The sequence below is a fragment of the Mycobacterium sp. NGS54 genome (genome assembly GCF_059812465.1).
In genome coordinates this window covers 75,771-88,291 of sequence record NZ_JCALCS010000008.1, presented here as the reverse complement: position 1 = coordinate 88,291, position 12,521 = coordinate 75,771, and the positions used below count along the sequence as shown (strand labels likewise).

The 12,521-nt window shown below is 69.3% G+C and carries 12 protein-coding genes; 8 read left to right on the top strand and 4 right to left on the bottom strand.

The annotated features are described in order from the left end of the window. Position 1 precedes the first annotated feature (1 nt). Together AC5Y5E_RS24985 and AC5Y5E_RS24980 are read right to left on the bottom strand one after the other, a co-directional pair. Positions 2–703 (bottom strand): EthD domain-containing protein, encoded by a 702-nt coding sequence (locus AC5Y5E_RS24985; RefSeq protein WP_499905863.1) that lies wholly within the window; start codon positions 701–703, stop codon positions 2–4. 26 nt (positions 704–729) lie between these two features. Next, positions 730–1,674 (bottom strand): hydrogen peroxide-inducible genes activator, encoded by a 945-nt coding sequence (locus tag AC5Y5E_RS24980; protein WP_499905862.1) that lies wholly within the window; start codon positions 1,672–1,674, stop codon positions 730–732. A 101-nt stretch (positions 1,675–1,775) separates the two neighbouring features. Here AC5Y5E_RS24980 and AC5Y5E_RS24975 point away from each other — a divergent pair, with 101 nt between their 5' ends. Genes AC5Y5E_RS24975 through AC5Y5E_RS24965 form a run of 3 tightly spaced genes read left to right on the top strand, consistent with a single transcriptional unit; the run spans position 1,776 to position 4,215 of the window. After that, positions 1,776–2,363, top strand: coding sequence for a peroxiredoxin (locus tag AC5Y5E_RS24975; RefSeq protein ID WP_499905861.1), 588 nt, complete (start codon positions 1,776–1,778; stop codon positions 2,361–2,363). A 9-nt stretch (positions 2,364–2,372) separates the two neighbouring features. Next, complete coding sequence (locus AC5Y5E_RS24970; protein ID WP_068140282.1) at positions 2,373–2,909, top strand: alkyl hydroperoxide reductase; 537 nt, start codon at positions 2,373–2,375, stop codon at positions 2,907–2,909. Between the two features lie 10 nt (positions 2,910–2,919). Further along, positions 2,920–4,215 (top strand): alpha-amylase family protein, encoded by a 1,296-nt coding sequence (locus AC5Y5E_RS24965; protein ID WP_499905859.1) that lies wholly within the window; start codon positions 2,920–2,922, stop codon positions 4,213–4,215. Here the strand turns inward: AC5Y5E_RS24965 and AC5Y5E_RS24960 are convergent. Further along, entirely contained in the window at positions 4,212–4,649 is a 438-nt protein-coding gene (locus AC5Y5E_RS24960; protein ID WP_499905857.1) for a DUF1810 domain-containing protein, read from the bottom strand. The genes AC5Y5E_RS24965 and AC5Y5E_RS24960 overlap by 4 nt on opposite strands. 18 nt (positions 4,650–4,667) lie before the next feature. On the opposite strand from AC5Y5E_RS24960, the gene AC5Y5E_RS24955 reads away from it, so the two are divergent. From AC5Y5E_RS24955 to AC5Y5E_RS24935, 5 genes are all read left to right on the top strand, one after another. Further along, positions 4,668–5,912 carry an alpha-hydroxy acid oxidase gene (locus tag AC5Y5E_RS24955; RefSeq protein WP_499905855.1) on the top strand — a complete coding sequence of 415 codons (1,245 nt, stop codon included), beginning with the start codon at positions 4,668–4,670 and terminating at the stop codon, positions 5,910–5,912. Between the two features lie 120 nt (positions 5,913–6,032). Continuing rightward, positions 6,033–8,345 (top strand): endopeptidase La, encoded by a 2,313-nt coding sequence (lon, locus tag AC5Y5E_RS24950; RefSeq protein WP_499905853.1) that lies wholly within the window; start codon positions 6,033–6,035, stop codon positions 8,343–8,345. Positions 8,346–8,562: 217 nt separating this feature from the next. Next, positions 8,563–9,054 (top strand): hypothetical protein, encoded by a 492-nt coding sequence (locus tag AC5Y5E_RS24945; protein ID WP_499905851.1) that lies wholly within the window; start codon positions 8,563–8,565, stop codon positions 9,052–9,054. Between the two features lie 123 nt (positions 9,055–9,177). Continuing rightward, entirely contained in the window at positions 9,178–9,510 is a 333-nt protein-coding gene (locus tag AC5Y5E_RS24940; protein WP_499905849.1) for a TfoX/Sxy family protein, read from the top strand. Between the two features lie 69 nt (positions 9,511–9,579). Continuing rightward, positions 9,580–10,305, top strand: coding sequence for a DUF72 domain-containing protein (locus AC5Y5E_RS24935; protein ID WP_499905848.1), 726 nt, complete (start codon positions 9,580–9,582; stop codon positions 10,303–10,305). A 6-nt stretch (positions 10,306–10,311) separates the two neighbouring features. Here AC5Y5E_RS24935 and AC5Y5E_RS24930 read toward each other — a convergent pair whose 3' ends face one another. Next, positions 10,312–12,435 carry a Rossmann-fold NAD(P)-binding domain-containing protein gene (locus AC5Y5E_RS24930; protein ID WP_499905846.1) on the bottom strand — a complete coding sequence of 708 codons (2,124 nt, stop codon included), beginning with the start codon at positions 12,433–12,435 and terminating at the stop codon, positions 10,312–10,314. Positions 12,436–12,521: the final 86 nt, after the last annotated feature.

Here is a 12,521-nt window from a genome sequence, read left to right as displayed (position 1 = left end):
CTCAATCCCGGAATGGTGTCCTGAACACGTAGCGGCTGGTCGGCACCGTGTCGATGTTCTCGTTGGCGCCGAATGCAGTTGTGCTGGCGACCATCCGGCCGAGCCGGTATTGCAGGTCGTCGTCGTTGGCGGCACCGAAGAACGCCTTCAGATCGGTGATCGCCTCCTCGGGGAACAACTCCTCGACGATGCCCGCGATTCCCGGCGCGTCCGGGGTGAGAGCTCGCACCACCCAGTTCTGGGTATAGCCGAACGTCGACTGCGTCTCGATGGCCACCGAGGTGTGGTCGCCCTGCCACCGGGCCAGCCAGGTCGCCTGGTCCAGCTGTGCGGGCCGGCGCAGCAACGCGATGTTGGCCAGACCCGTTGTCCGACAACCGGGTTCGGTCGGCGGCGCGGCGAGCGGGACCGATTCCGTCACCAGGTAGGCGGCCAGCTGGTCGCATTCCTGGCCGAGGAACTTCAGCGCCGCCTGCATCTGGTCGCCATAGCACTGCTGGGTCCACATGCTCACCACCGCGGCCGCCGGCGGGTCCATCGTCGTCAGCGTCATCAGGGAATGACGCACCGCGCTGTCACGGACGTTCACCTGCAGCCCGAACAGGCCCAGCTCCAACAGCGCGCCGGCGACGTGACCCCGCTGGCGGGCACACCAGTCATCGTCCGGCTCCGGGCGCATCAGTACCGCGATCACCTTTTCCATGCGCCGAACTTACCGCCGGCGATCGGTCATTTGACCGGGCGTACCTCGTGTTCCTGGCCGATCAATGTGCCGATCGTCGCCGCCAGTTGCCGGTAGGACTCGTCGCGGCCGCTCGAGGAGCGAAACACCAGTCCGATCCGCCGCCCCGGGCGCGGCGCGGCGAACTGCGCGAGCCCGAGCCGGCTGCGGGCGGCCTCGACCGGTACCGCGCTCTGCGGAATGAGCGTCACGCCCAGCCCGCCGGTCACGCACTGCACCGCGGTGGCCAGCGACGCGGCGCGGGTGTTGGCCAGCTCGGCCCGCACGCCCGCCTTCTGGCAGACGTCCAGCGCCTGGTCGCGCAGGCAGTGCCCCTCGTCCAGCAGCAACAGCGGCAGCTCGGCCAGCGCGGTCGCGGGCACCCGGCGCTTGCCCGACAGCGGATGCCCCGGCGGCAGGGCGAGCACGAAGTCCTCGTCATAGATCGGGATCGCCGTCATGCCCGCGCCCGGCACGTCGGAGGCGGGCAGCGCAATCAGCGCCGCGTCCAGCGCTCCCTCACGCAGCAGCCTGAGCAGCCGCTCGGTTTGATCCTCGATCACCCGCAACGTGAGCGACGGCAGTTGGTCGGCCAGCCCGGCCAGCACCGTCGGCAGCACGTAGGGCGCCACGGTGGGGATCAGTCCCAACCGCACGCCGGCCTGCAGCGGATCGGATGCGCCCACTGCCGCGGCACTGAACGCGTCGACGGCCTCGACCACGGCCTGGGCCCGCGGCAGGAGCTGCGTGCCTTCCGCCGTCAAGAAGACACGCCGGGTCGATCTTTCGATCAGCTGCGTGCCCAGCCCCGCCTCCAGCGCCGCCAACGCCTGCGACAGCGTCGACTGGCTCACGCCGAGAGTTGTTGCGGCGCTACTGAAATGCTGCTTCTCGGCGACCGCGACGAACGCGCGGAGACCGGCGACGGTGGGCTGATAGGTCTTATCGGTCATACCAATAAGTATAGTGTGATATATCACCTTTACTTCAAATGCGTGGGGCGGCATCATGGTTGCAGACGGCTAATCTTGAATAATTCCAGTTAAGGAGCGATATGTCCCTGCTGACAATCGGCGACCAATTCCCCGCCTACCAGCTCACCGCGCTGATCGGCGGTGACCTGTCGAAGGTCGACGCCAAGCAACCGGGCGACTACTTCACCACCATCACCAACGAGGACCACGACGGCAAGTGGCGCGTGATCTTCTTCTGGCCCAAGGACTTCACCTTCGTGTGCCCGACGGAGATCGCGGCGTTCGGCAAGCTCAACGACGAGTTCTCCGACCGCGACGCCCAGGTTCTCGGTGTCTCGATCGACAGCGAGTTCGTGCACTTCCAGTGGCGCGCGCAGCACGAAGACCTCAAGAAGCTGCCCTTCCCGATGCTTTCGGACATCAAACGGGAGCTTTCGCTGGCCACGGGCGTGCTCAACGCCGACGGCGTCGCCGACCGGGTCACCTTCATCGTCGATCCGAATAACGAAATCCAATTCGTCTCGGCGACCGCGGGATCCGTGGGGCGTAACGTCGACGAGGTGCTGCGAGTCCTGGACGCGTTGCAATCCGACGAGCTGTGCGCCTGCAACTGGCGCAAGGGCGACCCGACCATCGACGCCGGCGAGCTGCTCAAGGCATCGGCATAAGGGGGCGAGATGAGCGTCGAGAACCTCAAGGCCGCGCTGCCCGAATACGCCAAGGACCTCAAGCTCAACCTGGGCTCGATCACACGCAGCACGGTGCTGAACGAGGAGCAGCTCTGGGGCACCCTGCTGGCCAGCGCCGCGGCCACGCGAAACACCCAGGTGCTGGCCGAGATTGGCGCCGAGGCCGGCGACTACCTGTCGGCCGAGGCGTACCAGGCGGCACTGGGAGCCGCGTCCATCATGGGCATGAATAACGTGTTCTACCGGGGCCGCGGCTTCCTGGACGGCCAGTATGACGATCTGCGGGCCGGGCTGCGGATGAACATCATCGCCAACCCGGGTGTGGACAAGGCGAATTTCGAGCTCTGGTCCTTCGCGGTTTCGTCGATCAACGGATGTTCGCACTGCGTCGTCGCCCACGAGCACACGCTGCGCGAGGCGGGCGTGGACCGCGAGGCCATCCTCGAGGCGCTGAAGGCCGCGGCGATCGTCGCCGGTGTGGCGCAAGCGATCGTCGCCGCCCAGACACTGGCCGCCGTCGGCTGATCGCGCCGTTGTGACGAAACCCGCCTGGATCGAGCACGCGATTTGGTGGCAGGTCTATCCGCTGGGATTCGTCGGGGCATTTCCGGAATCATACGAGCCGGAATCGTCCGAGCCGCCGCAGCCGAGTCAACATCGGCTGCGGCGGCTCGTCGACTGGTTCGACCATGCCATCGCGCTGGGGGCGTCGGGGATCGCGCTGGGCCCGATATTCGCCTCCCGCACACACGGTTACGACACCACCGATCACTACCGGATCGATCCGCGGCTCGGGGACGACGCCGACTTCGACTACCTCGTCGCCCAGGCCCACCGCCGCGGCCTGCGCATCCTGCTCGACGGCGTGTTCAATCACGTCGGCGTGGACTTTCCGCGCTATCGCGACGAGGCACCGGGGTGGTTCAGCGGCGGTACCTTCGAGGGCCACTCGGAACTCATCACGCTCAACCATGACAACCCCGAGGTCGTCGGCTACGTCGCCGACGTGATGGCGCACTGGCTGCGCCGCGGCGCGGACGGCTGGCGCCTCGACGCGGCCTACATTGTGCCGCAACAATTCTGGGCGTCGACGCTGCCGCGGGTGCGCGAGCAGCATCCGGACGCCTGGTTCGTCGGCGAGCTCATCCATGGCGACTACGCCGCGGTGGTCGAGGCGGCGAAGTTCGACTCGGCGACCCAGTACGAGCTGTGGAAGGCCATCTGGAGCAGCCTCAACGACGGCAACTTCTTCGAGCTGGACTGGGCGCTGCAGCGGCACAACGAGTTTCTGGCCACCTTCGCCCCGCTGACGTTCATCGGCAATCACGACGTCACCCGCATCGCCAGCCGGCTCGAGCGACCCGGGCACGTGGCCCAGGCGCTGGCGATCCTGCTTACCGTGGGCGGGGTGCCCAGCGTGTACGCCGGCGACGAGCTCGGGTTCCGCGGCGTCAAGGAGGAGCGATACGGCGGCGACGACGCGGTGCGCCCCGAGTTCGGCACTCCCCCACTGGAATTAGACGTGTTCGGCGCCGAGATGTGGAGACTGCACCAGTTCCTCGTCGGATTGCGCCGCCGTCACCCGTGGTTGCACGCGGCCTCGACGACCGCGTTGCGGCTGGAAAACCGGCACTACGTCTACGAGACGCGCAGCGGTGACAACGCGCTGCTGGTCGCGCTCAATATCGGCGACGAGCCGATGCGCGCGCCGCTGTCGGAGCTCGGCACGGCCCACCTGCAGGTGCTCGCCGGCTCCTCGGCGCCGCCACGGGAGGTCGTCGACGCGGTGGTCGTCGAGCCACATGGCTGGCGGATTCTAGGCCCGGCCTAGGGGCCCGTCAGCCGCGCCAAGGTCAGAGGGTCCTCCTGGCCGTAGAAGTAGTTGTCGAGCAGGGTGACGAAGTCGTGGTTATCGTCGGTCGCGTGGGCGAACAGCGTCATCGACGAGCGCAGCTTGAGGTCGTCGGGCGAACCAAAGATGTCGATGATCGAGCGGTCCTTCACCTGGTTGACCAGCTGAGTGCACTCGCGTAGTCGCGACCCGAGGAGCTCATGCTGCAGATAGGCGCGGGCTTCCTCGAGCGATGTGATGCCGTAGCGGGCCGCCATCGCACTGCTGCCCAGCCCGCGCAGTTGTGGGAAGACGAACCACATCCAGTGACCGCGTTTTCGTCCATTGCGCAGCTCTTCGACGGCGGCGCGGTAGATCCCGGACTGTGCCGACACGAAACGTCTCAGATCGAATGGGTCGCTTGCCGATGCCACATGACTACGGTTGCATACATGGCCGTCAAGCGACGAATGCCCAAGGTGCGCGACCTGGCGCCGCTGATGCAGTTCAAACGGCCGCAACTCGACGCGACCAAGCGCCGCCTGGCAGCCGCGTACACCATCGAGGACCTGCGCCGCATCGCCAAACGCCGCACCCCCAGGGCGGCGTTCGACTACACCGACGGCGCCGCCGAGGACGAGCTGTCCATCGCGCGGGCCCGACAGGCGTTCCGCGACATCGAGTTTCACCCGACCATCCTGCGCGACGTCTCCAATGTCACCGCCGGATGGAACGTCCTGGGCCAGCCGGTCGTGCTGCCGTTCGGGATCGCGCCCACCGGGTTCACCCGGCTGATGCACACCGAGGGCGAGATCGCCGGCGCGCGGGCAGCCGCGCGGGCGGGAATCCCGTTCTCGCTCTCCACCCTGGGCACCACGGCGATCGAAGACCTCGTCACGGCGGTTCCCCAGGGCCGCAAGTGGTTCCAGCTCTACATGTGGCGGGACCGGGACCGCTCGATGGCGCTGGTGAAGCGCGCGGCCGACGCGGGATTCGACACCCTGCTGGCCACCGTCGACGTCCCCGTCGCGGGCGTGCGGCTGCGCGACAACCGCAACGGCATGACGATCCCGCCGACGCTGACGCTGCGCACCGTCCTGGACGCGGTGCCGCACCCGAAGTGGTGGTTCGACCTGCTGACCACCGAGCCGCTGGCCTTTGCTTCGCTGGACCGCTGGTCGGGCACGGTCGGCGAGTACCTCAGCACGATGTTCGACCCCAGCCTGACCTTCGATGACTTGGAGTGGATCAAGGCCCAATGGCCCGGCAAGCTGGTGGTCAAGGGGATCCAGACGCTCGAGGACGCCCGCGCCGTCGTGGACCGTGGCGTCGACGGGATCGTGTTGTCCAATCACGGTGGGCGCCAGCTGGATCGGGCCCCGGTGCCCTTCCACCTGTTGCCGACGGTCGCGCGTGAGCTGGGCAAGGACACCGAGATCCTGGTGGACACCGGCATCATGTCCGGCGCCGACATCGTCGCGGCGATCGCGCTCGGGGCCCGGTGCACGCTGGTCGGGCGGGGCTACCTGTACGGGCTGATGGCCGGCGGCGAGGCGGGTGTGGCCCGCGCCATCGAGATCCTGCGGAGCGGGATCATCCGGACGATGGGACTACTGGGCGCCACCTGCCTCGAGGAGCTTTCGCCCAAGCACGTGACGCAATTGCAGCGGCTGGGACCGATTTCGCCGCCAGCGTAACGGCGGTGCGCACCCGCGTCCGAGCGTGCGGCTGGCCGCACGCTCGTGGCGAAATCACGTCGGGAACAAACCCGTGCCCGGCTGGGTTAAGCGCAGCAGACTCAACTTTTGGAGGATCGAATGGCTGAAGCCAAGTCCGTGCCGGTGTTGTTCACACCGACGATCGTGTTGCCCGGAATGGTGGTGCCGATTGCGCTGGACGACGCCGCGCGAGCGGCGATCGACGCCGCGCAGGCCAGCGAGTCCGGGCAGCTGCTGATCGCCCCGCGGCTGGACGACCGGTACCCGAGCCACGGCGTGATCGCGAAGATTCTGCAGGTCGGCCGGATCGCCGGCGGCGGCACAGCCGCCGTTGTGCGTGGCGAGCGTCGCGCACACATCGGGGCGGGCGCGTCCGGGTCCGGCGCCGCGCTGTGGGTCGAGGTGACCGAGGCGCCCGAGCCGGAGCCGACCGACGAGATCAAGGCCCTGGCCGCGGAATACAAGAAGCTGCTGCTGGCCATGCTGCAGCGCCGCGAGGCCTGGCAGATCGTCGACTACGTCAACAGCCTGACCGACCCGTCGGCGCTGGCGGACACGTCCGGCTACGCGTCATACCTGACCGACGTGCAGAAGCGCCAGCTACTGGAAACCGTGGACGTGGCCGAGCGGCTGCGCGTGCTGATCGACTGGACCAGCTCGCACCTGGCGGAGGTCGAGGTCAACGAGAAGATCGCCGAGGACGTTCGCGACGGCATGGAGAAGACGCAGAAGGAGTTCCTGCTGCGCCAGCAGCTGGCCGCGATCCGCAAGGAGCTGGGCGAGGGCGAGCCAGACGGGTCCGACGACTACCGGGCCCGCGTCGAGGCCGCCGACCTGCCCGAGAAGGTGCGCGAGGCCGCGCTGCGCGAGGTCGGCAAGCTGGAACGCTCCAGCGACCAGAGCCCGGAGAGCGGCTGGATTCGCACCTGGCTGGACACCGTGCTCGACCTGCCCTGGAACGTGCGGACCGAGGATTCGACGGACCTGGCCGCGGCGCGGGGCGTCCTGGATGCCGACCACCACGGGCTGGACGACGTCAAGGACCGCATCGTCGAATACCTGGCGGTGCGCACCCGGCGTGCGCAGCGCGGGCTGCAGGTCGTCGGCGGGCGGGGTTCCGGCGCCGTGATGGTGCTGGCCGGTCCCCCCGGCGTCGGGAAGACGTCGCTGGGTGAGAGCGTGGCCCGGGCGCTGGGCCGCAAGTTCGTCCGCGTGGCCCTGGGCGGTGTCCGCGACGAGGCCGAGATCCGCGGCCACCGGCGCACCTACGTGGGCGCGCTGCCGGGCCGGATCGTGCGCGCGATCGGCGAGGCGGGTTCGATGAATCCCGTCGTGCTGCTGGACGAAATCGACAAGGTCGGATCCGACTACCGCGGCGACCCGAGCGCGGCGCTGCTCGAGGTGCTCGACCCGGCGCAGAACCACACGTTCCGCGACCACTACCTGGATCTGGACCTGGACCTGTCCGATGTGGTGTTCCTGGCCACCGCCAACGTGATCGAGAACATCCCGTCGGCCCTGCTGGACCGCATGGAGCTGGTGACTATCGACGGCTACACCGAGGACGACAAGGTCGCCATCGCCCGCGACTACCTGCTGCCCCGGCAGCGGGAGCGGGCCGCGCTGAACGATGACGAGGTCACGGTCACCGACGCCGCGCTGCGCAAGATCGCGGCGGATTACACCCGCGAGCCGGGGGTTCGTCAGTTCGAACGGCTGCTGGCCAAGGCGCTGCGCAAGGTGACGACCAAGATCGCCGACGAACCGGTGACCATCGACGAGCCCGACCTGGTCGGTTACCTGGGCCGTCCGCGGTTCACGCCCGAGTCCGCCGAACGCACGGCGGTGCCCGGGGTGGCCACCGGCCTGGCCGTGACCGGCCTGGGCGGCGACGTCCTCTACATCGAAGCGGGAGCCACCGACGGCGAGCCCGGTTTGCAGTTGACCGGTCAGTTGGGCGACGTGATGAAGGAGTCGGCGCAGATCGCGCTGTCCTACGTGCGTTCGCACGCCGCGGAGCTGGGGGTCGACCCCAAGGCGCTGGACCGGCGCATCCACGTGCACGTGCCCGCGGGCGCGGTGCCCAAGGACGGGCCGTCGGCCGGCGTCACGATGGTGACCGCGCTGGTGTCGATGGCGACCGGACGCCAGGTGCGCTCCGACGTCGGGATGACCGGCGAGGTCACGCTGAACGGGCGGGTGCTGCCGATCGGCGGCGTGAAGCAGAAGCTGCTGGCCGCCCAGCGTGCCGGCCTGTCAACGGTGTTCATCCCGTCGCGCAACGAGCCGGACCTGGACGACGTCCCGGCGGAGGTGCTCGGCGCGCTGCAGGTGAAGCCGATGACGGACGTCGCCGACATCGTCGCGCAGGCGCTCGAACCCGTGCCGCAGGCCGCGACCGTCGCCGCCTAGGCGCGCCGGCTGCCAGTCGCTTGTCGAAAGCCTGGGAGTCTGCTGCCAATCAATCGGCCCGAGCGTGTTTTCGGCTCGGCCGACTCGGGTAGCCGAGGGACCAGGGGGTCATCCCCCTTCCCTCGGCCCCGATCCAGGAGCTTGGGGAGACAACTGAACAACACCGTCAATGCTGTTGCGCTGCGTGCGTCGCAGCCAAGCTGGACAAGGAGTTCACATGAACCTCACCAAGATCGCCGCCACCGCCGCGATGGCCGGTGGCCTGGGATCCGCGGCGCTGGGGATCGGAACCGGTTTCGCGCTGGCCGATCCGGGCCCGAACGTGCCGGGACCCGGCCCCAATGTGCCGGGGCCGAACGTGCCGGGCGGCGACCGTGACCTGCCGGGTCCGGGCCAGACCGTGCCCGGTCTGCCGATCTGTAACCCCGGCGCGCCGGGCGTGAACTGCAACGCGCCGGGCAGCCCGCTTCCCCCGGGCCAGAACGGCTTCCCGCCGCCGGGGCACTACAACGACCCGGGCCGCTACGGGCTGCCGGCCACCTGGATTCCGCCCGTCGGTGACCCCGACGGCACCCAGCTTCCGGTCGTGTTCAATCCGGACGTGGGCCAGTGGGGCGTCAACACGTCCACCGGTTTCCAGGCGTACACCCCCGCGGGCAACGCCGGGGGCCAGGTCAACGGCGGCGGCACCATCGGAACGCCCCGCTAACACCGGTACTTAAAAACCGGAATGTGGCAGCCGCCCCCGCAAGGGGGCGGCTGTCCTCATTTCTGGGTGTCGGGTGATCGACATATCGCCGAGCCTGTCGGACCTCGGGGCTAGGGTCGGCCCATGGCCTATGACGAAGACCTGGTCAACCGGATCCGCGAACTGCTCGGCCCCCAGCGCGGCGTCGAGGAGAAGCGGATGTTTGGCGGTCTGGCGTTCCTGATCAACGGCAACATGTCGGTGGCCGCCAGCGGCCAGGGCGGATTGCTGGTCCGGGTGCCGCCACAGGACACCGACAAGCTGCTGAAGCGTGCCCATGTCGGCCCCATGGTGATGGCGGGCCGGGAAGCCCGCGGCTGGCTGCGCGTCGACGCCGACGGCGTGCGAACCAAACGGCAACTGCAGGATTGGGTCACCCGGGGCGCCGGCTACGCCCGCGGCCTGCCCCCGAAGTGACGGCCGGGGTTTGCTCGAGAACGGTTCGGGTAGGCGGTGCGGTGTGGACAACGACGAGGTGCACCGGCATTGACCGTGCGGATCGGCACCTCCGGATGGTCCTACAACCATTGGGCTGACGTGCTCTACCCGACGGGCTTGCCGTCGGCGCGCCGGTTGGCCCGCTACGTCGAGGTCTTCGACACCGTCGAGCTGAACGCGAGTTTCTATCGGTGGCCCAAGGATTCGACGTTCGCCGGTTGGCGCGATCAGCTGCCCGACGGCTTCCGCATGTCGGTCAAGGCGCATCGTGGGCTGACGCACTATCGTCGGCTGTCCTCGCCCGAACCGTGGATCGAGCGGTTCGAGCGCTGCTGGCAGCTGCTGGGCGACCGCCGCGGGGTGCTGCTCGTCCAACTGCACCCGGGGCAACAGCGTGACGACGCGCGCCTGGACGCCTTCCTGGGCAGCGTGCCCGAATCCATCCGCGTGGCCGTCGAGCTGCGCCACCCGTCCTGGAACGAGCCGGCCGTGTACGAATTGCTGGAACGCCGCCGCGCCGCGTACGTGGTGATGAGCGGTGCCGGGCTGGCGTATGTGCCCCGCGCCACCACCGATCTGGTGTACGTCCGGATGCACGGCCCGGATCAGGACGCGATCTACGCCGGCTGCTACTCGCACGACCAGCTGCGACGCTGGGCCGACCAGATCGCCGAATGGGGCCGCGACGGCAGGGACGTGTGGATGTATTTCAACAACGATCTGGGCGGCCACGCCGTGCGCAACGCGCTATTCCTGCGCGGGCTGGTGGGTTGACGGCGCTCAGGCGTCGCCGAGCTGGCCCACGGGGGCCCAGCTGCCGTCGATGACGTCGGGAGGGCGCTGCACCTGCAGCCGCTCCCGCTCGGCCCGGCGGCGCTTGATCCGCAGCCGCGCGTCGGCCGGCATGGTGATCAGCTCGTCACACGTGAGGTAGTAGACGTCGTCGGCGAGGTCGATCAGGTCCGCCGCGACCCGCCGGGATCCCAACTCGCGCAACGTCATCCGCAGCCCATGGGTGAACCGCAGGGTGGCGTCGTGGGCCAGCTCACGCGAGCCGCGGGCGTTGGCGGCCACTCGCCGCACGAGTGAAGGAGGCGGCGCCGGCTCGGTGACCAGCGCGGGGTCGGCCAGCTCGGCGGCCGCCGTCAGCAACATCGCCGGGTCGTCGCTGAACACCGGGCTGGCCAGCTCCGCCTCCCCCGGCCCGCGGTGCCCGATCCTGGCGACGGCGGCGTCGAGGGCGGCGGCGGTGTCGGGAGACAGCGCACGGATGCTGCCGATGTTGCCCTCGGCGGCCAGCGCACACAACGGTGGATCGCTGCGCAACGCCGCCGCCAGTTCGGCGGCCTCGGACGCGATGCGGGTGCTTTCCACGATCGTGCCCAGTCCCGCCACCCGGGACGCGGCCCGCGTGGGCTCCAGGGCCGCCGCGGTGACCCCCGAATCGATCAGCCACAACGCCGTGAGGATCCAGCCCTGGTGGATGCGATCCCGCAGCAGCGGCACCCGGACCTCGAGGGCGGCTTCCGGCAGCGCGGCCAGCTGCGCTGCATCGGCGTGCTCGGCCTTCGCGGCCGCGGCGTAGGCCAGCGTGTCGCGTTTGAGGTGGCGCATCACCGCCAGCGAGCGCGCCGTCACGACCGCTTTGGCGAGCGACCCGAGCGCCCCCTCGGCCAGCTTCGGCTCGCCGAACGGCAGGACGTCGCCGACCTGCGGCTGGTCGGCCAGGGCGTTCCGGGTGACGGCGTGCTGGTCCCAACCGGGCAGCTGGGTGGCGGCGACGACGTTGGCCGACACCCCGACGTACGCGCGGTGGCCGAAGACCGCGATCGCCCGGCTGCTCCACTCGTCGTCGACCACGCCGCCCAGCGCGAGCACTTGGCCCATCACCCGGCTGGCCGTGCGCAGCCCGCCGAGCTGAACGTCGAGCGTTATCGGGGTGAGCGGGCCGGGCAGCGCCTCGGCCAGCCGGGCAGCACTGAAGACCGGGAACCGGGGATCGATCCGGTCGTCGAACTCGCCCTCCATCCCGTCGGGGGCCGCGCTGCGCAATTCGTCGGACGGCCGGGGCCGCGGGAGGACCTCGACCGGAAGCGCCACCTGGCCGCCGTGGCTGAGCGCACCCTCCGGAAGGAGCCGGCGCCCGGCGAGGCCGCGCGCGGTGTCGGCGACCGCCTCGAGCGCTTGCCAGCCGAATTCGAAACCCCAATCCTCTTGCACCGCAGTGAGATCCATCTTCGGGATCAACTTCGACCAGCTGCGAACCCCGTTCAGTCGTGAACGCGGGCCAACGGATCGCAGTAGCCGCCACGCTGTGACCGCGTTGGTGGTGTCAGGGGTGGCGAGGTCGACCGCGCCGGTGCGGTCGGTGCTCAGCGAGAAGACCAGGAACCGGACCAGGTCCTCGACGTGCAGGACGCGCATCGGCCGGGTCGAGGCCGCGGAAATCCTCGTGCGCAGCAACGTCGCCACGGTGCGGCACACCATCCAGTCCAGCTGGCGGCCGACGGGCGGCGCGATCCGGACGACCAGGCTGGGCGCCCAACCGGTGGACACCAGCTCCTCGGCGGGTCGATACAGCTCCGGCCGGCCGGCGGCCTGGGACACGAACAGCAGCCGCGCACCGGCGCGTGCGGCAGCGTCAGTCACGTGGGCGACCCCGTCGATGTCCGCGCCCCCGGGCGCGCTGGTGTCGATCGGGGCCAGGTGGATCACCGCGTCGGCCTCGTCGGCCAGGCCTTGCAGGACGGGGTCGCTCAGCGGCGCGCAAACAAACTCGACGCCCGGATCCAAGCAGGGATGGGGGTGTTCAGCAATCCCGCTGACCGTGTGTCCGGCAGCGATCAGCTGCCGTGCGGCCAGCCGCGCTACTGCGCCGGTGGCGTCGGTAACCAGGACGTGCACCTGGGCTCACCTCCCCCAACGTCCAACCCGACAATAGGCAAGTTGGTGTCACTTACGCGACCGTTGCCCCCGGATTGGGGACCTTT

What these genes read in the sequence shown, in the direction of transcription:
- AC5Y5E_RS24945 (WP_499905851.1), top strand. Translation starts at nt 8,563, where the DNA reads ATGAACCTCACCAAGATCGCCGCCACCGCCGCGATGGCCGGTGGCCTG.
- lon (WP_499905853.1), top strand. Translation starts at nt 6,033, where the DNA reads ATGGCTGAAGCCAAGTCCGTGCCGGTGTTGTTCACACCGACGATCGTG.
- AC5Y5E_RS24980 (WP_499905862.1), bottom strand. Translation starts at nt 1,674, where the DNA reads ATGACCGATAAGACCTATCAGCCCACCGTCGCCGGTCTCCGCGCGTTC.
- AC5Y5E_RS24985 (WP_499905863.1), bottom strand. Translation starts at nt 703, where the DNA reads ATGGAAAAGGTGATCGCGGTACTGATGCGCCCGGAGCCGGACGATGAC.
- AC5Y5E_RS24940 (WP_499905849.1), top strand. Translation starts at nt 9,178, where the DNA reads ATGGCCTATGACGAAGACCTGGTCAACCGGATCCGCGAACTGCTCGGC.
- AC5Y5E_RS24970 (WP_068140282.1), top strand. Translation starts at nt 2,373, where the DNA reads ATGAGCGTCGAGAACCTCAAGGCCGCGCTGCCCGAATACGCCAAGGAC.
- AC5Y5E_RS24955 (WP_499905855.1), top strand. Translation starts at nt 4,668, where the DNA reads ATGGCCGTCAAGCGACGAATGCCCAAGGTGCGCGACCTGGCGCCGCTG.
- AC5Y5E_RS24975 (WP_499905861.1), top strand. Translation starts at nt 1,776, where the DNA reads ATGTCCCTGCTGACAATCGGCGACCAATTCCCCGCCTACCAGCTCACC.